Source organism: Chelativorans sp., assembly GCF_031180965.1.
Classification (GTDB): Bacteria; Pseudomonadota; Alphaproteobacteria; order Rhizobiales; family Rhizobiaceae; genus Chelativorans.
Genome location: NZ_JAPSLH010000005.1, coordinates 82,023 through 103,752 on the forward strand (window position 1 = coordinate 82,023; position 21,730 = coordinate 103,752).

General features: G+C 66.3%; 25 protein-coding genes. 19 read left to right on the top strand and 6 right to left on the bottom strand.

Translation table 11 applies throughout. The features are described from left to right. The first annotated feature begins 186 nt into the window (after positions 1-186). Complete coding sequence (locus RIN79_RS05480; protein WP_309083622.1) at positions 187-750, top strand: DUF6101 family protein; 564 nt, start codon at positions 187-189, stop codon at positions 748-750. Between the two features lie 66 nt (positions 751-816). Here the strand turns inward: RIN79_RS05480 and ubiA are convergent, their stop codons facing one another. Then, positions 817-1,800, bottom strand: a complete 984-nt coding sequence (ubiA, locus tag RIN79_RS05485; RefSeq protein ID WP_309083623.1) for a 4-hydroxybenzoate octaprenyltransferase — start codon at positions 1,798-1,800, stop codon at positions 817-819. Between the two features lie 221 nt (positions 1,801-2,021). On the opposite strand from ubiA, the gene RIN79_RS05490 reads away from it, so the two are divergent. The 3 genes from RIN79_RS05490 (at position 2,022) to RIN79_RS05500 (ending at position 4,580) form a co-directional block, all read left to right on the top strand. Then, the gene (locus RIN79_RS05490; RefSeq protein ID WP_309083624.1) at positions 2,022-2,609 is read left to right on the top strand and encodes an AAA family ATPase; all 588 of its coding nucleotides are present in this window, start codon (positions 2,022-2,024) and stop codon (positions 2,607-2,609) included. A 115-nt stretch (positions 2,610-2,724) separates the two neighbouring features. Continuing rightward, entirely contained in the window at positions 2,725-4,005 is a 1,281-nt protein-coding gene (gene purD, locus RIN79_RS05495) for a phosphoribosylamine--glycine ligase (protein ID WP_309083625.1), read from the top strand. Then, positions 4,005-4,580 carry a GNAT family N-acetyltransferase gene (locus tag RIN79_RS05500; protein ID WP_309083626.1) on the top strand — a complete coding sequence of 192 codons (576 nt, stop codon included), beginning with the start codon at positions 4,005-4,007 and terminating at the stop codon, positions 4,578-4,580. The genes purD and RIN79_RS05500 overlap by 1 nt, the downstream gene beginning before the upstream one ends. 16 nt (positions 4,581-4,596) lie before the next feature. Here the strand turns inward: RIN79_RS05500 and RIN79_RS05505 are convergent, their stop codons facing one another. Next, positions 4,597-5,187 carry a hypothetical protein gene (locus tag RIN79_RS05505; protein ID WP_309083627.1) on the bottom strand — a complete coding sequence of 197 codons (591 nt, stop codon included), beginning with the start codon at positions 5,185-5,187 and terminating at the stop codon, positions 4,597-4,599. Positions 5,188-5,294: 107 nt separating this feature from the next. On the opposite strand from RIN79_RS05505, the gene RIN79_RS05510 reads away from it, so the two are divergent. Further along, positions 5,295-6,380, top strand: a complete 1,086-nt coding sequence (locus RIN79_RS05510) for a transcriptional regulator (RefSeq protein WP_309083628.1) — start codon at positions 5,295-5,297, stop codon at positions 6,378-6,380. A gap of 76 nt (positions 6,381-6,456) precedes the next feature. On the opposite strand, the gene RIN79_RS05515 is transcribed toward RIN79_RS05510, so the two are convergent. Further along, entirely contained in the window at positions 6,457-6,678 is a 222-nt protein-coding gene (locus RIN79_RS05515; RefSeq protein ID WP_309083629.1) for a hypothetical protein, read from the bottom strand. A gap of 157 nt (positions 6,679-6,835) precedes the next feature. On the opposite strand from RIN79_RS05515, the gene RIN79_RS05520 reads away from it, so the two are divergent. Beyond that, positions 6,836-8,611: an acyl-CoA dehydrogenase gene (locus tag RIN79_RS05520; RefSeq protein ID WP_309083630.1), complete on the top strand. Its 1,776-nt coding sequence runs from the start codon at positions 6,836-6,838 to the stop codon at positions 8,609-8,611. Continuing rightward, positions 8,608-9,363, top strand: coding sequence for a crotonase/enoyl-CoA hydratase family protein (locus RIN79_RS05525; protein ID WP_309083631.1), 756 nt, complete (start codon positions 8,608-8,610; stop codon positions 9,361-9,363). Before RIN79_RS05520 ends, RIN79_RS05525 begins: the two co-directional genes overlap by 4 nt. 16 nt (positions 9,364-9,379) lie before the next feature. Here the strand turns inward: RIN79_RS05525 and pdxH are convergent, their stop codons facing one another. Then, positions 9,380-9,997 (bottom strand): pyridoxamine 5'-phosphate oxidase, encoded by a 618-nt coding sequence (gene pdxH / locus RIN79_RS05530; protein ID WP_309083632.1) that lies wholly within the window; start codon positions 9,995-9,997, stop codon positions 9,380-9,382. A 111-nt stretch (positions 9,998-10,108) separates the two neighbouring features. Between pdxH and RIN79_RS05535 the strand changes: the two genes are divergently transcribed. The 5 genes from RIN79_RS05535 (at position 10,109) to RIN79_RS05555 (ending at position 13,494) form a co-directional block, all read left to right on the top strand. Further along, complete coding sequence (locus tag RIN79_RS05535; RefSeq protein WP_309083633.1) at positions 10,109-10,480, top strand: RT0821/Lpp0805 family surface protein; 372 nt, start codon at positions 10,109-10,111, stop codon at positions 10,478-10,480. A 112-nt stretch (positions 10,481-10,592) separates the two neighbouring features. Further along, positions 10,593-11,513 (top strand): DnaJ C-terminal domain-containing protein, encoded by a 921-nt coding sequence (locus RIN79_RS05540; protein ID WP_309083634.1) that lies wholly within the window; start codon positions 10,593-10,595, stop codon positions 11,511-11,513. Between the two features lie 36 nt (positions 11,514-11,549). Next, positions 11,550-11,978, top strand: a complete 429-nt coding sequence (locus tag RIN79_RS05545) for an ester cyclase (RefSeq protein ID WP_309083635.1) — start codon at positions 11,550-11,552, stop codon at positions 11,976-11,978. A 72-nt stretch (positions 11,979-12,050) separates the two neighbouring features. Next, positions 12,051-12,869: an enoyl-ACP reductase FabI gene (fabI, locus tag RIN79_RS05550; protein WP_309083636.1), complete on the top strand. Its 819-nt coding sequence runs from the start codon at positions 12,051-12,053 to the stop codon at positions 12,867-12,869. A gap of 37 nt (positions 12,870-12,906) precedes the next feature. After that, positions 12,907-13,494, top strand: coding sequence for a histidine phosphatase family protein (locus RIN79_RS05555; protein ID WP_309083637.1), 588 nt, complete (start codon positions 12,907-12,909; stop codon positions 13,492-13,494). Between the two features lie 3 nt (positions 13,495-13,497). Here the strand turns inward: RIN79_RS05555 and RIN79_RS05560 are convergent, their stop codons facing one another. After that, positions 13,498-13,749 carry a DUF1344 domain-containing protein gene (locus RIN79_RS05560; protein ID WP_309083638.1) on the bottom strand — a complete coding sequence of 84 codons (252 nt, stop codon included), beginning with the start codon at positions 13,747-13,749 and terminating at the stop codon, positions 13,498-13,500. Between the two features lie 140 nt (positions 13,750-13,889). Between RIN79_RS05560 and aroC the strand changes: the two genes are divergently transcribed. Together aroC and ribB are read left to right on the top strand one after the other, a co-directional pair. Then, a complete protein-coding gene (aroC, locus tag RIN79_RS05565) occupies positions 13,890-14,990 on the top strand; it encodes a chorismate synthase (protein ID WP_309083639.1) in 1,101 nt (366 codons plus the stop codon). Between the two features lie 105 nt (positions 14,991-15,095). Continuing rightward, entirely contained in the window at positions 15,096-16,187 is a 1,092-nt protein-coding gene (gene ribB, locus RIN79_RS05570) for a 3,4-dihydroxy-2-butanone-4-phosphate synthase (RefSeq protein ID WP_309083640.1), read from the top strand. A gap of 46 nt (positions 16,188-16,233) precedes the next feature. Here ribB and RIN79_RS05575 read toward each other — a convergent pair whose 3' ends face one another. Beyond that, positions 16,234-17,454 (bottom strand): MFS transporter, encoded by a 1,221-nt coding sequence (locus RIN79_RS05575; protein ID WP_309083641.1) that lies wholly within the window; start codon positions 17,452-17,454, stop codon positions 16,234-16,236. Between the two features lie 117 nt (positions 17,455-17,571). Here RIN79_RS05575 and RIN79_RS05580 point away from each other — a divergent pair, with 117 nt between their 5' ends. The 5 genes from RIN79_RS05580 (at position 17,572) to dxs (ending at position 21,718) form a co-directional block, all read left to right on the top strand. Beyond that, positions 17,572-18,174: a TetR/AcrR family transcriptional regulator gene (locus RIN79_RS05580; RefSeq protein WP_309083762.1), complete on the top strand. Its 603-nt coding sequence runs from the start codon at positions 17,572-17,574 to the stop codon at positions 18,172-18,174. Positions 18,175-18,285: 111 nt separating this feature from the next. Next, the gene (locus tag RIN79_RS05585) at positions 18,286-19,212 is read left to right on the top strand and encodes a histone deacetylase family protein (protein ID WP_309083642.1); all 927 of its coding nucleotides are present in this window, start codon (positions 18,286-18,288) and stop codon (positions 19,210-19,212) included. Positions 19,213-19,215: 3 nt separating this feature from the next. Next, on the top strand, positions 19,216-19,482 hold the full coding sequence (locus RIN79_RS05590; protein WP_309083643.1) for an exodeoxyribonuclease VII small subunit: 267 nt from the start codon (positions 19,216-19,218) through the stop codon (positions 19,480-19,482). Positions 19,483-19,506: 24 nt separating this feature from the next. Then, entirely contained in the window at positions 19,507-19,797 is a 291-nt protein-coding gene (locus RIN79_RS05595; RefSeq protein ID WP_309083644.1) for a DUF2277 domain-containing protein, read from the top strand. Between the two features lie 7 nt (positions 19,798-19,804). After that, entirely contained in the window at positions 19,805-21,718 is a 1,914-nt protein-coding gene (dxs, locus tag RIN79_RS05600; RefSeq protein WP_309083645.1) for a 1-deoxy-D-xylulose-5-phosphate synthase, read from the top strand. The last annotated feature ends 12 nt before the right edge of the window (positions 21,719-21,730 follow it).

Genomic DNA, 21,730 nt, shown 5'->3' on the forward strand with positions numbered 1-21,730 from the left:
CGGTGCGCAGAGCAAAGTTCCCGCCGCTCAGGAAGCGGTAACCAAGGCGCGGATCAGCAAAATTTAACCGACTTTCTAAGCCGGGAGGTAAGGACCGGCGCGCTAGCTTCGCGCTCATAAAAGGCCGGGAAAACGGCCCGTGGGAGCCAGGACGGCTCTCAGGAGTGAACAGAAGGCAAGAACAGAATGGCGAGTGGTCTGAAGCCAGTTTGGGCCGGTCGGGCGATGAGGCTCGACCCTTTCCGCCTGCCGCAGGTGGTGAGCTACGCGACGCAGGACAGTTTCGGCGAGGTGACATTCACGATCGGCAAGCGCGGCGTGCGCATGCGCCGGGTACTCGATATGAGCCAGCTTCCGGTCACCTTCGCGCTCCCGCCGGCCGCCTTTCGCGGGGTGGCGGCCCGCGCGATCGAGGACGAGGACGGTCAGGTCACGGTGACGCTGGAGCTTTTGCACAGCGATCCGATGCTGTCGGTCCCGCTGCTGGTGGCCGGCGACCTGGACGATGTGGCGGCGGACTGGCGCGCCTGGGCGGAAGCCTATCGCCTGCCGATGCTGCTGGTGGAGTCCGACGGCGTCGCCCGTACGCTGGAGGAATCGCTGGGGCAGGTGAAGACGCAGGCACCGCAGGAGCGGCGTCAGGGCCGCGCGGTGCGCCAGCGCCGCCCGCGCTTCCTCGCCCGGCGCAGGCAGGGCACGCTGGGCCTCAGGCTCGTGGTGGACGGCGAGGAGATCATCGCGCGGAACTAGCGCCCCGCGTTCGAGTGGATCGTGGAACGGCGGTGTTCACAGGCGCCCGCCTGAACGCTTTCTGTCCTAAAAATACGGGCTGAGCGCCGCCCAGCCGCCGCCGCCCAGAAGGCCGAGAAAGATCAGCCAGCCCACCGTCGAATTGGACTTGAAGAGCGCCAGGCACTGATCCGGATTCTCGATGTCGAGCACGCGGATCTGCCGCGCCATGTGCACCCCCGCCGCCACGAGGCCTGCAAGCGCCGGCATCGGCACAGCGGCAAGGGCAAAGGCGACGGCGAAGAACAAGAGCGCGCCGCCATAAAGCGCGACCAGCCAGCTCTTGGTGTTTTCTCCGAAAAGGCGCGCCGTTGACCGCACGCCCACGATGGCGTCGTCCTCCTTGTCCTGGTGCGCGTAGATCGTGTCATAGCCGATCACCCACAGGATCGAGCCGCAATAAAGGAGGAAGGGCGCAAGCGACAGGCTGCCGAACTCGACCGCCCAGCCCATCAGCGCGCCCCAGGAAAAGGCAAGCCCCAGAAAGAATTGCGGCCAGTCGGTGAATCTCTTCGCGAAGGGATAGACGGCGACGACCGCAAGGGACCCGAGCCCCACCAGGACGGCGAAGGCATTGAACTGCAGGAGCACCAGAAGGCCGACCAGCGCCTGCGCAACAAGGAACGCCCAGGCCTGGCGGCGCGACACCTGGCCGGAGGGCAGCGGCCGCGAGCGGGTGCGCTCCACCTTCTCGTCGATGTCATGATCGACGAGGTCGTTATAGGTGCAGCCCGCCCCGCGCATGGCGATGGCGCCGACGAGGAAGAGGAGGAGGAGCCAGGGCGAGGGCAGGACGGTCCGGAGCGGCGCGCCGGGTTCCGCCCCTGCGCTCGCGGCCATGGCGAGCGACCACCAGCACGGCCACAGGAGAAGCTTCCAGCCGATCGGCCGGTCCCACCGGGCAAGCTGGGCATAGGGCCAGGCGGCCCGCGGCAGGAGGCGGTAGACCCAATGGCCCGACGGCGCATCGGCGACGCGGCCGCGCATCTGCCGTGACTGGATGATGTCCATGCTTTCGCCTCGCTCGAACGGACGTGGAGTGGCAAGACGCACGACTGAGGTCAAGCGATACTGCGCACGACTCGCTTGTTTCGGTCCGAATCGTTGCCGGCGGTCCGTAGACGCCGCGACGTCTTGCCTCGCGGCCTTGTCAAAAGCAGACGCACAATTATCACTTGTTCCGGGCTTCTGCCGCCGGGGCACGATGTACCCAGCTACTCAAGGAGTTTCCCTTGCCGAGATATGTCGCGCTGGAAGAAGCGGCGGAGATGCTTCCCCGCGTCGACAGAGTTCTTGTCATAGGCTGCTCAGGCGGCGGGAAGACAACGCTTTCACGCGCAATCGCGATGAAATTCGATCTGCAATACCAATCCCTCGATCGTGATGTCCGATGGTTGCCCGGCTGGAAAGAACGTGATCGGCAGGAGCAACGGGAGATCCTCCGTGGGCTGGTGCAGCGCGATCGCTGGGTCATGGACGGAAGTGGCGCATCCACATTCGATCTCCGGCTACCACGCACCGACATGGTGCTCTGGGTCCGCGTCCCAAGACGCGTGGCATTAGTCGGACTGGCAAGACGGGTGCTGCGGTATTACGGATCAGTTCGTCCAGATATGGCGGAAGGTTGCCCTGAGCCGCTGCCGGATCGGCAATTTCTTTCCTACATCTGGAATTTCGAAAAGAGGTACGCGCCTATATTCGTGGCCAAAATTGACCTCTACGGGCCAAAGGTCCCGGTTGCCATTCTCAGGTCGCATGAGGACGTGGCACGTCTCCTTCAAATGGCCGAGAAAGGTCGGGTGAGTACCGCCCGAGCGTGAGGGTCGATGGTACGGCAACACTGTTTCTCCCCTAAACAGGCGGCTGGCAACTTGACCGTGAATCACTTCGGTCATAGCCCGTTGCGGGGGCATTATTGAAGCAGGGCTGCAGCGCATGAAAGTTCTTCTCATCGGATCGGGCGGCCGCGAACACGCGCTGGCCTGGAAGCTTGCCGCCTCGCCGCTCCTCGGGAAGCTTTATGCGACGCCGGGCAATCCAGGCATCGCCGAGCATGCCGAATGCGTGGCCATCGACATGCGCGATCACGAGGCGGTCGTCTATTTCTGCCGGGACAATGCCATCGACCTCGTCGTGGTCGGCCCCGAGGCGCCGCTGGTGGCGGGGCTCGCCGACGATCTCATTGCCGCCGATATTCCTGTCTTCGGGCCGACCGCCGATGCGGCTCGGCTGGAGGGCTCGAAAGGCTTCACCAAGGACCTCTGCGCCCGCTACGGCATCCCGACGGCCGCCTACGCCCGCTTTGCCGATGCCGTCCACGCCCGAGATCATGTGCGGCGGGTAGGGGCGCCGATCGTGGTGAAGGCGGACGGGCTTGCCGCCGGCAAGGGCGTCACCGTGGCCATGACCGAGGCGGAGGCGCTCGCCGCCGTCGACGAATGCTTCTCCGGCGCATTTGGGATCGAGGGCGCGGAGGTGGTGATCGAGGAGCTTCTGGAGGGCGAGGAGGCGAGCTTCTTCTGCCTGTGCGACGGCAAGACGGCGCTGCCTTTCGGTACGGCGCAGGACCACAAGCGCGTGGGCGAGGGCGACACCGGGCCCAATACCGGCGGCATGGGCGCCTATTCGCCCGCGCCGGTGATGACGGAGGAGATGGTCGCGCGGGTGATGCGCCAGATCATTGAGCCGACGCTGAAGGGCATGGAGGAAATGGGCGCGCCCTTTACCGGGGTGCTCTATGCCGGGCTGATGATCACCCGGGACGGCCCGAAGCTGATCGAATATAACGTGCGTTTCGGCGACCCGGAATGCCAGGTGCTGATGCCGCGGCTGAAGGACGACCTCCTCGTCCTGATGAAGGGGGCGGTCGATGGCCAGCTCGCGCATATGTCGGCACGCTGGCGCGACGAGGCGGCGCTGACCGTGGTGATGGCCGCCAAAGGATATCCGGCCTCGCCTGAAAAGGGCTCGGTGATCCGTGGCCTCGATGCGGCGAAGGACGGAGACGTGGAGATCTTTCATGCCGGCACCGCCCTCCGCAACGGCGAGATTATTGCTGATGGGGGCAGGGTGCTCAATGTGACGGCGCTCGGCCGCACGGTGACGGAGGCGCGCGACCAAGCCTATCGCGCCGTGGACCGGATCGACTGGCCGGAGGGTTTCTGCCGGCGCGACATCGGCTGGCGGGCGGTGGAGCGGGAAGCGGAGGGCCGGTGATGAACGGAGGAGAAGGGCCGATAAGGCTCGTTACCCAGCGCCTCGTCCTGCGCCCGTGGGAGGCGCGGGATCGGGAGGCGATGGCCGCCATCCAGGGCGATCCGCATGTACGCCGCTTTTTCCCCAAGGTGATGACGCCGGAGGAAGTCCAGGCGGATATCGACCTGGCGGTCGAGCGCGCGCGGGTGAACGGCTTCCATTTTCAGGCTGCCGAGTTGAAGGAGACCGGCGAACTCATCGGGCTGATCGGGATCGCCTTTGTCCCCGACATCATCCGCTCGGCGATACCGAGCCATCCGCGGGTGGAGATCGGGTGGGTGATCGGCAAGGAGTTTTGGGGCCGCGGCCTTGCTCCCGAAGGTGCCCGGGCATGGCTCGGCTATGCATGGTCCATCGGCTTGCCAGAGGTGGTCGCCTTCACCGCGAGGATCAACCTTCCCAGCCAACAGGTGATGCAGAAGATCGGCATGGAATACGACCCGGCGGACGATTACCAGCACCCCAAGATCGCCGAGGGCCACCCCTTGCGCCCGCATGTGCTCTACCGGATCCGCAATCCGCAGCTTCGCGGCTGAAGACCGTGGGCGCGGCTCAAGCCGACGCTCCCGCGGAAGGTTTCGCGCGCGCCGCTTCCCAAAACAACCAGGCCGACACGAGCCACAGCGCGGCGAAGAACCCGTTCAGGACAACGATGACCTGCGGCCAGTTCTCTCCTTCAGAGCCCAATCCGCCGGCCAGCGCGATGGCGGCGACGAGTATCTGGGCAAGGGCAGTCCCGGCCAGTGCCCGCGCCATTCCGTCCGGCCGGAACCGGGCGATGAAGGCGCCGACGATCCCCACCGCGAGCACCCCGAGATACATCAGGTTGGCGGGGTTGTCTTCGCTGCCGATGATGCCGACCGCGAGATTGATCCATATCAGGAGGAAGGTTCCAAGGAGGGCGACGGCTACAGCCGCCCGGTATGCCGTGCTGCCCGTCATCCTCGCTGCCAGCTCAAAGGCGCCGCAGGCGCCGAACAAGAGCACTCCCATCACAAGGAAATCCGTCTCGTCCCAGTCGACCTCGCCGGTAAACCGCATCGCCACGAGCGGCAGCAGCAGGAGGAGTGCCGCTACTGCCCAAGCTACGATCCTCCAACGGCCTGCGCGCCGCCCGCCATGCGTTTCCGAGTTTTCTGCCATTGCCTTGCCTTCCTCCGCGGGTGAGGGTTCAACATGGATGCGTGCGGCTTCACATGGCTTGCCGGGCCGGTGAGCGGCATGAGCAACTTCTGAGGTTTTGCTGAGAAATGGCGACCGGCGGCTTCCGCTTCGACCGATTCGTTCTTGACCCGAGCGACCGTCAGCTCAGGCGGGACGGCTTGCCGGTCGAGCTGAACGCCCGGTACCTCGACGCGCTGGCGCTTCTGGTGCGTGAGCAAGGAAGGCTCGTTTCGAAGAACCGCTTCCTCGACGAGGTCTGGCGCGGCGTGCCCGTCACAGACGAGGCCCTTACCCAGTGTATCAAGACGCTCCGCAGGCAGCTCGGTGACGATGCCGCCAGTCCGCGCTTCATCGAGACGGTTCCCAAACACGGCTACCGCTTCATCGCGCCGGTTGAACGGGTCGGCGATGGGAGCGGGCCCGACGCTGTGACGATGGCGCGATCGGAGGCCCAGCCCCAGCCTTGGCGGCGGGTTCTCCTGCTCGGCAGCGCTGGCACGATCGGCGGCGGCATCGCCGGCATCTTCGGCGGCCTGTTCTACGGCTTTGCCGGGGCCTTCCAGCCGCTGCAGCCCGGAATGGGCGCGGTGTCGGTGCTCCTCGTCCTCCTCTGCCTCAACATAGTGGTCGGGCTGCTCGGAGGCGCCGGGGTCGGCTTCGGGATCGCGCTGGCGGGCGTAGCCTCCGGCCGCCCCTGGCAGTGGGGCATAGCCGGCGGCGCTGCCGGAGGCATGGTGGTGGGCGCCCTGGTGAAGCTGCTTGGCCTCGACGCCTTCAACCTCCTGTTCGGCCAGTCGCCGGGCGACATAGCCGGCGCCCCTGAGGGCGCTCTCCTTGGTGGGGCGGTAGGTTTCGGGGCGTGGCTGGGAAACCGCGGAGCGGGCTCTCCCCTGCTCGGGCGCTGCATTGCCGCCGCGGCTGTGGCCGGAGCCGCCGCCGGCATGCTCATCGCCCTCATCGGAGGGCGGCTGATGGGCGGCAGCCTGGACCTGCTCGCCCGCAGTTTCCCCGGTTCGCGCCTGCGGCTCGGCGACATGGGCGGCCTGTTTGGCGAGAGCGGCTTCGGGCCGGTCAGCCAGGTGCTAACGGCCGGCTTGGAGGGCCTGCTGTTCGGCGGCTGTGTGGTCGGCGCGATGGTCCTCGCGCGGCGGAGCTTGAGCGGGAACGGCTGAGGTAGGGCTCCCGAATGCTGCCGGCGATCAGGTCTTTCCGATCCGCCACTGCAGATGGGGGGGAAAATCCCGCCTCCTAGTCTTCCTCGAACGGATCGGCCGCCGGAGCGGAAGAAAGCGTGCCCTCGGCCATCCGCTGTCTGTGGTGCCGCAGCGAGCATTCGAGCGAACAGAGCATGCCGCGGTCGGACCAGTAGGCCGGCCCGCTTTCAATCTGCCCATAATAGCAGGCGAAATCCGGCGCGCCGAACGGCTTGCTGCATTCGATGCATCTGAACTTTTCAGGCCTGGCGAGCATGGCTTCTCCTCGTTCGCAACCCATCTTTGAGCCCGCCGGCCGGCGAGCTCAACCGCGAGCAAATTGACGTTTACGTAAAGAGTGGATATCCCTTTTTGCCAGACTGGTTCCCGGTCCCGATCGCCGCTAGGCTTGGCCAAGCTCAGGGAGGAGAAGCATGTATCGCGCACCCCTCGACGACATCAATTTCACGCTGAATCATGTTGCCGGATTGGCGGGAATGCTGGAGGAGGGGCGGTTGGAAGGCCTCTCGCCCGACCTCGTCGGGGCGATTCTCGCCGAGGCAGGCCGCTTTGCCGGCGAGGAGGTGGCGCCGCTCGCCCGCATCGGCGACGAGGCGGGCGCACGTCTGGAGAACGGCGAGGTGAGGACGCCCGCCGGATGGCCGGACCTTTACCGCAGATGGTGCGAGGGCGGCTGGAATTCGCTCGCCCTGCCGACGCATCGGGGCGGGCAGGGCCTGCCCATGATGCTGGCCGTCGCGGCGCTGGAGATGTGGAATTCAGCCTCCATGGCCTTCGCGCTCGGGCCGACCCTGACCGTCGGCGCCGTCGAGGCGCTGGAGCGGCATGCGACGGAGGAGCTGAAGGGCACCTATCTGGAAAAGCTCGTCTCAGGCGAGTGGATGGCGACCATGAACCTGACGGAGCCGCAGGCCGGCTCCGATCTCGGCGCGCTTCGCACCCGGGCCGAGCGCGCCGGGGACGGCACCTACAGGATCTTCGGCCAGAAGATCTTCATCACCTTCGGGGAGCACGATTTCACGGACAATATCGTGCATCTGGTCCTGGCGCGCCTTCCCGACGCCCCGCCCGGCACCAAGGGCATTTCGCTCTTCCTCGTGCCGAAATTCCTGGTGAACGGTGATGGCAGCCTCGGCGCGCGCAACGACGTCTTCTGCGCCTCGATCGAGCACAAGCTCGGTATCCGCGGCGCGCCCACCTGCACCATGATCTATGGCGACGGGCGCTTCGGCGAGGCCCCCGGCGCGGTCGGCTGGCTTGTCGGCGAGGAGAATCGCGGCCTTGCCTGCATGTTCACCATGATGAACAACGCGCGGCTTGCCGTCGGCATGCAGGGCGTGGCAGTGGCCGAGGCGGCGTATCAGAGGGCGCTCGCCTATGCGCGCGAGCGCCGGCAGGGCCGTGCGCCGGGCTGGAGCGGCGAGGGCATGAGCCCGATTGCCGCCCATCCCGACGTCAAGCGCATGCTCCTCACCATGAAGGCGATGACGCAGGCGGCCCGCGCCGTTGCCTATTCCTGCGCCCATGCGGTAGACATGGCGCGGCTCGCCGAGCCCGGCGCAAGGGCGCATTGGCAGGAACGTGCCAATCTCCTGACACCGCTGGCGAAGGCCTTTCCGACCGATATCGGCGTGGAGGTGGCCTCGCTCGGCGTCCAGGTGCATGGCGGGATGGGGTTCATCGAGGAGACGGGCGCCGCCGCCCTCTACCGCGACGCCCGCATCGCGCCGATCTATGAAGGCACCAACGGCATCCAGGCGATCGACCTCGTTCTTCGCAAGCTGCCGCAGTCGGGCGGCGGGCACGTGCGCGCCTATATCGCCGAGTTGCGCCGTGACGCGGAGACGGTGCGCGGCGCGAACATGCCCGAGCTCGGCGATACGGCCGGGTGCCTCAACGCCGCGCTCGAGGATCTGGAGGGGGCGACGGAACATCTCCTGCGGCTTGTGGGCGAGGGGGAGACGGAGGCGGCGCTCAGCGGCGCCACGCCCTATCTGCGCCTCTTCGCCCTTGCGGCCGGTGCAACGATGTTCGCGCGCGGCGCCGTCGCCGCCGCAGATGCCGGCCAGGCGCGGCTCTGCCGGTACCTTGCGGAGAATCATCTCGGCGAGACGGCGAACCTGAAGCGGGTGGTGGTGGACGGTGCCGAGAGCCTCTCGGCCGCGGCAGAGGTTCTGGAGCAGGAATGAGCGAAGACATCATCGTCGAGCGCCGCGAGGCGGTGCAGGTCATCAGGCTGAACCGGCCGGAAAAGAAGAACGCGATCACGCGCGCCATGTATGCCCGCATGGCCGCAGCCCTCCAGGAGGGAGATGCCGACGCGGCGGTCCGCTGCCACGTCTTCCTCGGCGTGCCCGGCGCCTTCTCGGCGGGCAATGACCTTTCCGATTTCCTCGCCGTGGCGACAGGCGGCGAGGCGGGGACCGAGGTGTTCGATTTCCTCGCCGCCCTTGCTGCTGCGCGCAAGCCGGTCCTGTCCGGCGCCGACGGCATCGCGGTCGGCGTCGGTGCGACCATGCATCTTCATTGCGACCTGACCTTCGCCACGCCGGAGACGGTGTTCAGGACGCCCTTTGTCGATCTCGGTCTCGTTCCGGAAGCAGGTTCGAGCCTGCTCGCGCCGAGAATCATCGGGCACCAGCGCGCCATCGCTCTCCTGGCCCTGGGGGAGGGTTTGAGCGCGGCGGAAGCGCGCGATTGCGGGCTCATCCATCGCGTCGTTCCGGCTGCGGAACTGGAAGAAGCGGTTCTCGCGGCGGCGCGGGCGATTGCAGCCAAGCCGGCCGAGGCGCTGCGCATCACGCGTGACCTGCTGCGCGGGCCCCGCACGGAGGTGCTGGCGCGCATCAAGGAGGAGGCGGAGCATTTCCGCGCCCGCCTCAAATCCGAGGAGGCGCGCGCCGCCTTCACGGCCTTCATGAACCGGCGCAAGGGCGGCTGACTGCGATGGGGCAGCTCTACGGGTAGAGCCGCGTCTTGGACCAGCCTCCCCCATCCTCCCGCCTGAAGATCACGCGGTCATGCAGGCGGAACGGCCGGTCGTGCCAGAACTCGATGCTCACGGGCAGTATGCGGAAGCCCGACCAGTAGGCGGGGCGGGCAATCTCGCCCACGGCGAATTTGGCGGTGTATTCGGCGACCGCCTTTTCAAGGGCGAAGCGGCTTTCGAGCGGCCGCGACTGTTTCGACGCCCAGGCTCCGATGCGGCTGCCGCGCGGGCGCGAGGCGAAATAGGCATCCGCCTCCTCCTCGGTCACCTGTTCGACCGGGCCGCGCACGCGCACCTGCCGGCGCAGGCTTTTCCAATGGAAGCACATGGCGGCCTTCATCGAGGAGAGGATTTCTTTTCCCTTGGTGCTTTCGAAATTGGTATAGAAAACGAACCCGCTTTCGTCGAAGCCCTTGAGCAGGACCATCCGTACATTGGGCATGCCCTCCGGGTCGACGGTGGCGAGCGCCGTTGCGTTGGGATCGTTGGGCTCGTTGCCCTGCGCGTCCCCGAGCCATTCCGCAAACAGGCGGTATGGCTCCATATGTTCGGTAAAGTCGGCGTTCTTTAACTCGTTCGTAATCATCGTGTTGCTCAATTCGAAAATATCGCTTCGGGAGATTGCCGATTGTCCGGACCGACGCAAGAGGCAGATAGGAGCGCCCGCCTGGCACTGCGCCTCGGCGGGAACGCCGCCATGCTCGTCTTTTTGGCCGTCGCGATCCAGGGTTGTTCCTTCGGCGGGGGGAAGAACGCGGTCGACACGGTGCTGACCACCTCCGCCGTGCCCCCTGCCCAGGTCTTTCCCGACGAGAACCTTGCAAAGGACGGGCAGGCGATCCTGGCGGCGCTTTCCTCCGGTCCTGCCGCCGGCAGCCTGCCCTGGGAAAACCCGGAAAGCGGCGCTCGCGGACTCATCACCGCCTATAGCGGCGAGGCCGAGGAGGGCCGGGATTGCCTTGCCTTCACCACGACGCGCGAGAGCTTCGACGGCGTCGGGCTGTACGAGGGCGAGGCCTGCAAGGACGCCGCCGGCATCATGCGCATGCGCGCCTTCGAGCCGCGCTAGGCCGCTGCCGCACTGGAATTCGGCCGCCGCAATGCGCATATAATTGCCGGGAGCCAAATCTCCAGGCAAAACATCCGGTTGTGGTTTTCTCCCATCGCACGGGCAAGGCAAGATGAGAGATCCCTATGAGGTGCTGGGCGTGTCGAAGAGCGCTTCGGCCAAGGACATAAAGGCGGCATTCCGCCGTCTGGCGAAGAAATACCATCCCGACCAGCGGCCCGACGACCCGCAGGCGAAGGAGCGCTTTGCCGAGATCGGCCAGGCCTATGAGATACTCGGCGACGAGAAGAACCGCAGGGCGTTCGACAGCGGCGAGATCGACGCCAGCGGCAAGCCGCGCTTTCAGGGCTTCGAGGGCGCCGGCGCCGATCCCTTCGCCGGTTTCCGGCGCGCGGGCGGCGGCCCCGGCCGGACCCATTTCGAGTTCCGCAGCAGCGGCTTCGGCGACGATCCCCACGGCGCCGACATCTTCAGCGAGATTTTCGGCCAGGCCTTCTCGCGCGGCGGCGCGCAGGGCGCGCGCGGCGGGCGGCCGGAGGGCCTCGGCGACCTCAATGTCACGCTCGATGTAACGGTGGAGGATATCGCCACCGGCGCCAAGGTGATGGCGGCTTTCCCCGACGGGCGCCGCATGGCCGTGAAGCTGCCCCGCTATGTCGAGGACGGCCAGACCATCAGGCTCAAGGGGCAGGGCGCCGAAACGCCCTTCGGCGAGCGCGGCGACGCGCTTGTCAAACTCCGGCTCCGGCCGCACCCGCTCTACCGGGTCGAGGGGCGCGACCTGCATGTGGACCTGCCCGTCAGCCTGCGTGACGCGGTTCTCGGCGCCAAGGTGGCCGTGGATACCCCCACCGGCAAGGTGGCCGTGAAGGTGCCGGCCTGGTCGAGCTCCGACCGGACCCTGCGTCTCAAGGGACGCGGCCTCCCGCTGAAGAGCGGCGGCGATGGCGATCTCTACGTCCATGTGCGGGTGATGTTGCCCGAGGGCGGCGATCCGGCGCTCGAAGCGCTCTTCCGTAAAGCGGAGGCCTGACGCCGAACCATCCCGGTTTTCGAGAGGAGATCGGCCATGTCGACATCTGCGAACAAGGAACTGGTCCGCCGGCTCTATGCCGAAGTGTTCTCCAGTGGGGATGTTTCGGGCATCGAGTCCCTGGTCGGCGCGGACTATGTGGATCATAACAGTGAAGGAGCGGGCCGGGGCCCCCAGGTCCTTCGCGCACATGTCCAGGCGATACGGACCACCTTTCCGGACTTTTCCCTGACCGTCGAGGACATGATCGCCGAGGGGGACAAGGTCGTCACGCGCGTGAGCGGACAAGGTACGCATGGCGGCATATGGCTCGATATTCCCCCGACAAACACGGTGGTGAAGGTCAAGGGCATCAACATCGACCGGATAAAGGACGGTCGGATCGTCGAGCATTGGGGCGAGGCCGACACGGTGGGCATGCTGATGCAGATGGGCGTCGATCCCTTCGCAGGCCGGGGCGGGTGAAACCATCCCGCGCTTGAAGCGATCCCGCCGCTGTGCGATACGGCGTCTCCGCAACTGGTCCGGAGAATCGTTATGGCAGGTGGCAGTGGCCTGATGGCCGGCAAGCGCGGGCTCGTTCTCGGCGTCGCCAACAACCGCTCCATCGCCTGGGGCATTTCCAAGGCCTGCGCCGCTGCCGGGGCGGAACTTGCGCTCACCTACCAGGGCGATGCGCTGAAGAAGCGTGTGGAGCCGCTCGCCGGCGAACTCGGCGCGATCGTTGCCGGCCATTGTGACGTCACCGACCTTTCCTCCGTCGACGCGGTGTTCGAGACGGTCGAGAAGCAGTGGGGCAGGCTCGACTTCCTGGTGCACGCGATCGGCTTCTCTGACAAGAACGAGCTGACCGGCCGCTATGTGGACACCACGCATGGCAATTTCCTGCGCACGATGGACATCTCGGTCTATTCCTTAACGGCGGTCGCCCAGCGCGCCGAGAAGCTGATGACGGACGGCGGCTCGCTCCTCACCATGACCTATTACGGCGCCGAGAAGGTCATGCCGAACTACAACGTCATGGGCGTGGCCAAGGCCGCGCTCGAGGCCAGCGTGAAATATCTCGCCGTCGATCTCGGGCCCAAGAACATCCGCGTCAACGCGATCTCCGCCGGGCCGATCAAGACGCTTGCCGCCTCCGGCATCGGCGATTTCCGCTACATCCTGAAGTGGAACGAGTACAACGCACCGCTGCGGCGGACCGTCACCATCGAGGAGGTGGGCGACACGGCGCTGTACCTCTTGTCGCCTTTGTCGCGCGGCATGACGGGAGAGGTGCTGCACGTCGATTCCGGCTACCACGTGATCGGCATGAAAGCGGTGGACGCGCCCGACATCTCCACCGTTCTGGATTAGCTCTGCCGGGCGCGTGGCGCCGATATGAGGTCACCGCGTGCTTCCGCTCCTTTACATCGTGCGCCACGGTGAGACCGACTGGAACGCGCAGGCGCGCCTGCAGGGCCAGGCTGACACGGATATCAACGAGCGCGGGCGCGCCCAGGCCGACCGCAACGGCCGCCGCCTCGCCGAACTTCTCGCCGATCCCGCCTCCTTCGACTTCGTGGCGAGCCCCCTGCGCCGCACCTGCGAGACGATGGAGCGCGTGCGCGTCCAGCTCGGCCTGCCGGCTACCGGCTATCGGACCGACCCGCGCCTGAAGGAGGTGCATTTCGGGGCCTGGCAGGGCTTCACCTATGCCGAGTTGGAGGCGCGCGAGCCCGGCTGCACCGAGAGGCGCTCGCGGCGCAAATGGCATTTCCTGCCGCCGGGTGGCGATGCGGAGAGCTACGAGGTGCTGGCGGGGCGGGTCCGCGCGTGGCTGGACGAGATCGCCCGCCCGACCGTGTGTGTGACGCATGGCGGCGTCATCCGCACGGTCTTCCACTGGATCGGCGGCGCCGCGCCGGAAGAGGCGGCGGAAATGCACATCCCGCAGGACCGGGTCCTGCGGGTCGAGAATGGCAGGCTGGAGTGGCTATAGGGATTACTCCGGCAGAAGCATGTCGGTGATCTGCTTCACCCCGTCCGCGCCCTCCTCATAGGCGATGACGACCTCCATGCCGTCGCTGACTGCCGTCACATCGATCTCGGCGGGCAGCTTGTAGGTGGAGCCGTCCTCGAGCGTGATCGTCATCTCCTCCGGATTGACTTCGGCGATCGTGCCTTCCGCGTCGGCAGAGAAGGCGGGCAGGGAAGAAAGGCCGAGGAGAAGAGCCAGGGCTGCAATTCGCTTCATCGGGTCCTCGATGTGGGCTGTGGCTGGAGAGAATCGCCGGCACTACAGACGGCAAATGTGTCCAAACGGTGCACGGCGCGGTTTGACCCCATGGCCAAAGCAAAATAGAAGCGTGGCGGCCCTTCGGGGAAGGGAGGCTCATGTCGCACAACACCTTCGGTCACCTGTTCCGCGTCACCACCTGGGGCGAAAGCCACGGGCCGGCGATCGGCTGCGTCGTGGACGGCTGCCCGCCCGGCATCCGCTTCACCTTAGCCGAAATCCAGGCCGAGCTCGACCGCAGAAGGCCCGGCCAGTCACGCTTCGTCACCCAGCGCCGCGAGCCGGACGAGGTGAGGATCCTGTCCGGCGTGATGCCGGGGGAGGACGGCGAGACGCTGGTGACCACCGGTACGCCGGTCTCGATGCTGATCGAGAATGTCGACCAGCGTTCCAAGGACTACGGCGAGATCGCCGAGCGGTACCGCCCGGGACACGCGGACTATACCTATGACGCGAAATACGGCCTGCGCGACTATCGCGGCGGCGGCCGGTCCTCCGCCCGCGAGACGGCGACGCGCGTGGCGGCGGGCGCGCTCGCCCGCAAGATCGTGCCCGGCATGGTGGTGCGCGGTGCGCTGGTGGCGATGGGCGAGAAGGAGATCGACCGCGCCAATTGGGACTGGGATTTCGTCAACGATCCGGAAAACCCGTTCTTCACGCCCGATCGGCAGTCGGTCGCCGTCTTCGCCGACTATCTGGACGGCATCCGCAAGGAGGGCTCCTCGGTCGGCGCGGTCATCGAGGTGGTGGCGGAAGGGGTTCCGGCCGGCCTCGGCGCGCCGATCTATGCCAAGCTCGACCAGGACATCTGCGGCAACCTGATGTCGATCAACGCCGTCAAGGGGGTGGAGATCGGCGCCGGCTTTTCCGCGGCACGCCTGCGCGGAGAGGAGAATGCCGACGAGATGCGCGCCGGCAATGACGGCCAGCCCGTGTTCATGTCCAACCATGCGGGGGGCATCCTGGGCGGCATCTCGACCGGGCAGCCGATCGTGGCCCGTTTTGCCGTCAAGCCGACCTCGTCCATCCTGACGCCGCGTCGCTCGATCGACCGCAGCGGCCGCGAGGTGGAGGTGGTCACGAAAGGCCGGCACGATCCCTGTGTCGGGATCCGGGCCGTGCCCATCGGCGAGGCCATGCTCGCCTGCACGATCGCCGACCACTATCTGCGGCACCGGGGGCAGACGGGAAGAGTGTAAGGGAATAGGGGAGTAAGGAAGTAGGGGAAGAGCTTTTCTGGATGAGAGCTTTTCTTACTTCCCTTACTCCCCTATTCCCTTACTCCCCTAATCGGCGAGGAACACATGCCCTACGATCAGAGACGAGTCGTCGAAGCCCTGCGCGCCTTCGAGCGCGGCGAGATCGTCGTGGTCATGGATGATGACGGGCGGGAGAACGAGGGCGACCTGATCGTTGCCGCCGTCCACTGCACGCCGGAGAAAATGGCCTTCATCGTGCGCCACACGTCGGGGATCGTCTGCGCGCCCATGCCGCGCGAGGAGGCGCGGCGGCTGAACCTTGCGCCGATGGTGGCGGAAAACGACGCGCCGCATCAGACGGCGTTTACCGTGAGCGTCGATTTCAGGCACGGAACGAGCACCGGGATTTCCGCCGAGGACCGGACGCTGACCGTGCGCAACCTCGCCAATCCGAATGCGGGCGCCGGCGATTTCGTCCGGCCGGGGCATATCTTTCCGCTCGTGGCGCGCGAGGGCGGCGTGCTCATGCGCTCTGGCCATACGGAGGCCGCCGTCGACCTTTGCAGGCTTGCCGGCCTGCCGCCGATCGGTGTCATCTGTGAGCTCGTGAATGACGACGGCACGGTGATGCGCGGCCCGCAGGTGGTGGGCTTCGCCGAGAAGCACGGGCTGAAGCAGGTCTCCGTCGCCGACCTTATTGCCTACCGCCAGCGCCAGGAGACGCTGGTGGAGCGCGTCGCGACCTTCCCGGTGAGCACCGCCGGCGGCCCCGCCACGGCGCATGCCTATACGCTTCCCTGGGAGGCCATGCAGCACCTGGCTGTGGTGTTCGGCGACATCCGCGACGGAGAGGACGTGCCGGTGCGGCTCCACACGGAAGATGTGGTGGAGGATGTTTTCGGCACCGAAAGGCGCCTGCAGAAGGTGATGGAGCGGATGGGCGGGCGCGGCGTGCTCGTCTATCTGCGGGAAGGCTCCGTGGGCGTTGCCCATCAGCAGCGCCGCCGCCCTTCCGGAGCCGCGGAGGCGCATGACGAGGCGCTGGAGCGCGAGAGCGAATGGCGCGAAATCGGGCTGGGGGCGCAGATCCTGAAGGACCTCGGCATCACCTCGATCCGCCTGCTTGCCTCGCGGGAGCGCCACTATGTGGGCCTGGAAGGGTTCGGCATCGAGATCGTCTCGACCGAGATATTGTAGATTCGGTCCCGGCTGGGAGCAGCCGGGACCGATACATGGGTGTTCGTCACTCGGCAGGCTGTGCCGCGGCGGCGGGTGCCGCGACCTGCCGTTCGCGGGCAAGGCTCCTCTGGCCGATGAGCACGGTCAGGAATGCCGCAATGCTGGCCGCCACCGAGACCCAGAAGCCGTTTCGGGCCCCAAACATGTCGACCACCCAGCCAGCCGCGAATGCGCCGAGCGCCATGCCGATGCCGATGCCGGTCATGACCCAGGTCACGCCCTCGGTGAGCATGGATTCCGGAACGCGACGCTCGATCAGGCCGAAAGCCGTGATGAAGGTGGGCGAGATGGCCACACCGCTCAGGAACACCGTGAGGGCGAGCAGCGGAACCGTACCGGCCAGCAGAAGGGGCACCTGCGTCACGGCGAGAACGAGAAGCGCGATCGCCAGCCGCCGCTCCATGGGCATCGTCAGCTTCATCGCGCCGATCACGAGGCCGAGAACGAAGGACCCGAGGGCATAGACGCCGATCACCAGGCTCGCCGCCTCCGGCTGCCCGAGCTCCTCTGTGATTGCGACGGAGCTCACCTCGGCCGTCGAGAAGATCGCGCCGACGAAGATGAGTGTGAGCGTGACGATCTGCACCGGTCGCAGGCGGATGGCAGAGCGGGAGGGGCCGCCCGAACTTGGCCGGATGCGCGGCTCCGTCGAGCGCTGCAGGATGAATGCCGCCGTGCCGAACGCCAGCAGGAGCGTGTTGGCCAGCATGCCTGCCTCGGGAAAGAGACTCACGGCCAAGCCGACCGACAGGGACGCGCCGAGAATGTAGACAAGCTCGTCCGCCGCCGATTCGAAGGCGAAGGCCGTGTTGAGTTCCGGCCGGTCGTGGAAGATTTCCGCCCAGCGAGCCCGTACCATGGCGGGTATGCTGGGCATCGCCGCCGCCAGGAGGGCTGCGGCGAAGAGCGTCCACACCGGCCAGTCTTGGTTGGCTGCCGCAATAAGCGCCAGGAAGGCCACGACCGAAATGGCCGTTGTGGGGATGACGACGGCCGCCTGGCCGTATCTGTCGACCAGCCGGGATATCTGCGGAGCGATGAATGCGTTTGTAAGTGCGAAGGTGGCCGACACGGCCCCGGCCAGCCAGTATTCGCCGTGCGTCTGGGACAGCATGGCGACAATGCCGATCGGTGCCATGGCGATCGGCAGGCGCGCCACAAAGCCGGCAGAGGAGAAACCTTTGGTGCCCGGCACCTTGAAGATTTCGCGGTAAGGATTGGGCATGGGTCTGATCCTTGATGGGAGGACGAACAAGGGTTACATACGCAGCGTATGCCAAGTGATGTAGTAGCATACGTTCCGTATGTCAACTCACATACGTTACGTATGGAAAGAGGAATGATGGCACGCAAGCCACGCAGTGAGATGATCGCCGAGACACGGGCGAAGCTTGTGGCATCGGCTCGCAAGGCCTTCGGCACGGTTGGATATGCCGAGGCGTCGATGGACGACTTCACCGCCGAGGCGGGCCTTACGCGCGGGGCCCTGTATCACCACTTCGGTGACAAGAAGGGTCTGCTCAAAGCGGTGATCATGCAGATCGACGCGGAAATGAGCTGTCGCCTGAACGAGCTCTCGGCAAAGCACCCCGATCCTTGGCAGGGTTTCGTCGACGAATGCGTCGCTTATATCGAGATGGCGCTCGAGCCTGAGATTCAGCGCATCATGCTGCAGGACGGGCCGGCAGTGCTGGGAGATCCGTTCACCTGGCCGAATCAGCCGGGCTGCGTCCGCGCTCTGACGGCAAGCCTGAGCCGGCTCGCCGGAGAAGGCCTGATCGACGTGGAGGACCCGGAGGCGATGGCGCGGATGATCAATGGCGCCTCTCTTCATGCGTCGCTGTGGATCGCCAATGCCGAAGATCCCTCGGCGGTCTCGAAACGGGCGGTCGCCGCCTTCAAGCAGATGCTCGAAGGGCTGCGCACCGCGAGGAAGCGGGATTGATCGGCTTTCCTTTCTTTGCCGGCGCGGGCATGCGCCGTCCGGACAAGCCCGAACCGGTTGATGGCACCAGCGCGCCGTGGCCAAATGCGGCGCCAGAGCCTATATCGGGCTATGGCGACGCGACTTTACACCCACCCTGTCTTCCTGGAGCATCTGACCCCGCCGGGGCACCCGGAGCGCCCGGACCGGCTGCGCGCCATCGCCAAGGTGCTGGAGCACGACATCTTCGATCCGCTCGATCGGGTCGAGGCGCCGATGGGCGACGAGGCGGCGGTTCTGCTTGCCCACCCGGGGACTTACGCCCACCGCATCAAGGAGATGATTCCGGTGGAGGGCATGGCCCGCATAGACGCGGATACCTGCGTGAGCCCGAAAAGCTGGGACGCAGCGCTGACTGCCGTCGGCGCGGCGACGGCGGCCGTGGACGACGTCTTCACCGGCCGGGCTGATAACGTATTCGTCGCCGCGCGGCCGCCGGGCCATCATGCGGAAAAGGACCGGGCCATGGGTTTTTGCCTGTTCAACAACGCGGCGATCGCGGCCCGTCACGCCCAGAAGGCCCACGGAGCGGAGCGGGTCGCCATCCTTGACTGGGACGTGCATCACGGCAACGGCACGCAGGATATTTTCTGGGACGACCCGACGGTGCTTTACTGCTCCACCCACCAGATGCCGCTCTATCCGGGAACGGGCGCGGCTTCCGAGACGGGTGCCGGAAACATCGTCAATGCCCCGCTCGATCCGGGCTCGGACGGCGAGGCATTCCGCGAGGCGCTGGAGACGGTGATCCTGCCGCGCATTGAGGATTTCCGGCCCGATCTCATCATCATTTCGGCCGGATTCGATGCGCATCATCGCGATCCGCTGGCCGAGCTCAATTTCACCGAGCAGGATTTTTCCTGGGCCACGGGCAAGCTGATGGAATGCGCCGCGCGGCGGTCGGGCAGCCGGCTTGTCAGTCTTCTGGAAGGCGGCTACGACCTCGAAGGGCTGGCGCTCTCCGTGGCCGCCCATGTCGGACGCCTGATGAAGGGGTGAAGGATGAATACCGGACCGGAAAACGCCGGGACCAATGACGACGTGAAGACGATGAGCTTCGAACAGGCGCTGCAGGCGCTGGAGAACATCGTCAACGATCTGGAGCGGGGCGACGTCCCGCTGGAGGAGTCGATCCGCATCTATGAGCGCGGCGAGGCGCTGAAGGCCCATTGCGACCGGCTGCTGCGCGCTGCCGAGGACAAGGTCGAGAAGATCCGCCTTTCGCGCGAGGGCGTACCTGTTGGTACGGAGCCGCTCGATCCGAAGTGAGGGCGCAAGTGTGGAGGATGAAAGATGTGCCGCAACATCAGGCCCCTGTTCAATTTCGAGCCGCCGGCCACGCATGAGGAGATTCATGCGGCGGCGCTGCAATTCGTGCGCAAGGTGAGCGGCACGACGAGGCCCTCGAAGCGCAACGAAGCCGCGTTCGATCGCGCCGTCGAGGCGATTGCTGCGAGCGTTCACGAGTTGCTCCACTCGATGGAAGTGACGCATCATCATCATGCCAGGAACCGGGAGGAGGAGGCGGCGAAGGCACGCGCAAGATCGGCGGCCCGCTTCGCCCGGCCAACTGCGGCCTCGTGAGGCACCGGTGAGATCCGCGCCTCAAACGCCTCTCCTCGACCGGATCCGCTTTCCGGCCGACCTCAAGCAGCTTCCGGAAGAGGATCTGCCGCAGCTTGCGGACGAGCTGCGCACGGAGATGATCCATGCCGTGTCCCAGACTGGCGGGCACCTCGGCGCCGGGCTTGGTGTCGTCGAGCTTACCGTGGCGCTGCACTACGTCTTCGACACGCCACACGACCGGCTGATCTGGGACGTAGGCCACCAGGCCTATCCGCACAAAATCCTGACCGGCCGGCGCGACCGCATCCGCACGCTGCGCCAGGAGGGCGGACTCTCCGGCTTCACCAAGCGCGCCGAGAGCGAATACGACCCGTTCGGCGCCGCCCATTCCTCCACATCGATTTCCGCCGGCCTCGGCATGGCCGTCGCCCGGGACCTTCAGGGCGGGCGGCGCAACGTGATCGCTGTGATCGGAGATGGCGCGATGTCGGCGGGCATGGCCTATGAGGCGATGAACAACGCCGGCGCGCTCGACGCCCGGCTGATCGTCATCCTCAACGACAACGACATGTCGATCGCCCCGCCCACCGGCGCGATGAGCGCCTATCTGGCGCGGCTTGCCTCCGGACGCACCTATCAGGGTTTCCGCGGCTTCGGCAAAAAGCTCACCTCCTACCTGGGCAAGAAGGTCGACCGGGCGATCACCCGCGCCGTCGGGCATGCGCGCGGCTATGTCACCGGCGGCACGCTGTTCGAGGAACTGGGCTTTTTCCATATCGGTCCGATCGACGGGCACAATCTGGAGCACCTCGTGCCCGTCCTGCGCAATGTGCGCGACCATGGCGACGGGCCGGTTCTGATCCACGTGGTCACCCAGAAGGGCAAGGGCTATGCCCCTGCGGAAGCGGCGGCGGATAAGTATCACGGCGTCGCCAAGTTCGATGTGATCACCGGCGCTCAGGCCAAGGCGCCGGCTGGCCCGCCGAGCTACACCAAGGTCTTCGCCCAGGCGCTGATCGAGGAGGCGCGTCAGGACCCGCGCATCGTGGCGGTCACGGCTGCTATGCCATCCGGCACCGGGCTCGATCTTTTTGCAAAGGAGTTTCCCGGCCGCAGCTTCGATGTCGGCATCGCCGAGCAGCACGCGGTGACCTTCGCCGCCGGGCTTGCAACGGAGGGGATGAAGCCATTCGCCGCGATCTACTCCACCTTCCTGCAGCGCGCCTATGACCAGGTGGTGCACGATGTGGCGATCCAGAATCTGCCCGTGCGCTTCGCCATCGACCGCGCCGGCTTCGTCGGCGCCGACGGCGCCACCCATTGCGGCGCCTTCGATGTCACCTATATGGCCGCGCTGCCCAACATGGTGGTGATGGCGCCCGCCGACGAGGCGGAACTGAAGCATATGGTGCGTACCGCCGCGTACTATGACGAAGGCCCCATCGCTTTCCGATATCCGCGCGGCGACGGCATCGGCGTCGAAATGCCCGTACGTGGGGGGCCGCTTGCGATCGGCAGGGGCCGCATTGTCCGGGAGGGCACGAAGGTGGCGCTTCTGTCGCTCGGCACCCGCCTCGCCGATTGCCTCAAAGCCGCCGACGAGCTGGAAGCCGCCGGCCTCTCGACCACGGTGGCCGATGCACGCTTCGCCAAGCCGCTGGATGGCGAACTCATCGGCCGGCTTGCGCGGGAGCACGAGGTGCTGGTCACCGTGGAGGAGGGGGCGATCGGTGGCTTTGGTGCCCATGTCCTGCATCTCCTTGCCCATGACGGCCTGCTTGAAAGCAGCTTCAAGGTGCGTCCGCTGGTGATGCCGGACATCTTCATGGACCAGGCCAAGCCGGAAAAGATGTATGCCTATGCGGGGCTGGATGCCGCCGGCATCGTCCGCACCGTCTTTGCTGCACTGGGGCAGGAGGAGCAGGCAGCGAGGGCGTAGTCTATCTGCGCC

What these genes read in the sequence shown, in the direction of transcription:
- aroC (WP_309083639.1), top strand. Translation starts at nt 13,890, where the DNA reads ATGTCGCACAACACCTTCGGTCACCTGTTCCGCGTCACCACCTGGGGC.
- RIN79_RS05585 (WP_309083642.1), top strand. Translation starts at nt 18,286, where the DNA reads ATGGCGACGCGACTTTACACCCACCCTGTCTTCCTGGAGCATCTGACC.
- purD (WP_309083625.1), top strand. Translation starts at nt 2,725, where the DNA reads ATGAAAGTTCTTCTCATCGGATCGGGCGGCCGCGAACACGCGCTGGCC.
- RIN79_RS05560 (WP_309083638.1), bottom strand. Translation starts at nt 13,749, where the DNA reads ATGAAGCGAATTGCAGCCCTGGCTCTTCTCCTCGGCCTTTCTTCCCTG.
- RIN79_RS05500 (WP_309083626.1), top strand. Translation starts at nt 4,005, where the DNA reads ATGAACGGAGGAGAAGGGCCGATAAGGCTCGTTACCCAGCGCCTCGTC.
- RIN79_RS05575 (WP_309083641.1), bottom strand. Translation starts at nt 17,454, where the DNA reads ATGCCCAATCCTTACCGCGAAATCTTCAAGGTGCCGGGCACCAAAGGT.
- ribB (WP_309083640.1), top strand. Translation starts at nt 15,096, where the DNA reads ATGCCCTACGATCAGAGACGAGTCGTCGAAGCCCTGCGCGCCTTCGAG.
- RIN79_RS05540 (WP_309083634.1), top strand. Translation starts at nt 10,593, where the DNA reads ATGAGAGATCCCTATGAGGTGCTGGGCGTGTCGAAGAGCGCTTCGGCC.
- RIN79_RS05590 (WP_309083643.1), top strand. Translation starts at nt 19,216, where the DNA reads ATGAATACCGGACCGGAAAACGCCGGGACCAATGACGACGTGAAGACG.
- RIN79_RS05595 (WP_309083644.1), top strand. Translation starts at nt 19,507, where the DNA reads ATGTGCCGCAACATCAGGCCCCTGTTCAATTTCGAGCCGCCGGCCACG.
- RIN79_RS05515 (WP_309083629.1), bottom strand. Translation starts at nt 6,678, where the DNA reads ATGCTCGCCAGGCCTGAAAAGTTCAGATGCATCGAATGCAGCAAGCCG.
- RIN79_RS05525 (WP_309083631.1), top strand. Translation starts at nt 8,608, where the DNA reads ATGAGCGAAGACATCATCGTCGAGCGCCGCGAGGCGGTGCAGGTCATC.
- RIN79_RS05545 (WP_309083635.1), top strand. Translation starts at nt 11,550, where the DNA reads ATGTCGACATCTGCGAACAAGGAACTGGTCCGCCGGCTCTATGCCGAA.
- RIN79_RS05520 (WP_309083630.1), top strand. Translation starts at nt 6,836, where the DNA reads ATGTATCGCGCACCCCTCGACGACATCAATTTCACGCTGAATCATGTT.
- RIN79_RS05580 (WP_309083762.1), top strand. Translation starts at nt 17,572, where the DNA reads ATGGCACGCAAGCCACGCAGTGAGATGATCGCCGAGACACGGGCGAAG.
- ubiA (WP_309083623.1), bottom strand. Translation starts at nt 1,800, where the DNA reads ATGGACATCATCCAGTCACGGCAGATGCGCGGCCGCGTCGCCGATGCG.
- RIN79_RS05535 (WP_309083633.1), top strand. Translation starts at nt 10,109, where the DNA reads ATGCTCGTCTTTTTGGCCGTCGCGATCCAGGGTTGTTCCTTCGGCGGG.
- fabI (WP_309083636.1), top strand. Translation starts at nt 12,051, where the DNA reads ATGGCAGGTGGCAGTGGCCTGATGGCCGGCAAGCGCGGGCTCGTTCTC.
- RIN79_RS05480 (WP_309083622.1), top strand. Translation starts at nt 187, where the DNA reads ATGGCGAGTGGTCTGAAGCCAGTTTGGGCCGGTCGGGCGATGAGGCTC.
- RIN79_RS05510 (WP_309083628.1), top strand. Translation starts at nt 5,295, where the DNA reads ATGGCGACCGGCGGCTTCCGCTTCGACCGATTCGTTCTTGACCCGAGC.
- pdxH (WP_309083632.1), bottom strand. Translation starts at nt 9,997, where the DNA reads ATGATTACGAACGAGTTAAAGAACGCCGACTTTACCGAACATATGGAG.
- RIN79_RS05505 (WP_309083627.1), bottom strand. Translation starts at nt 5,187, where the DNA reads ATGGCAGAAAACTCGGAAACGCATGGCGGGCGGCGCGCAGGCCGTTGG.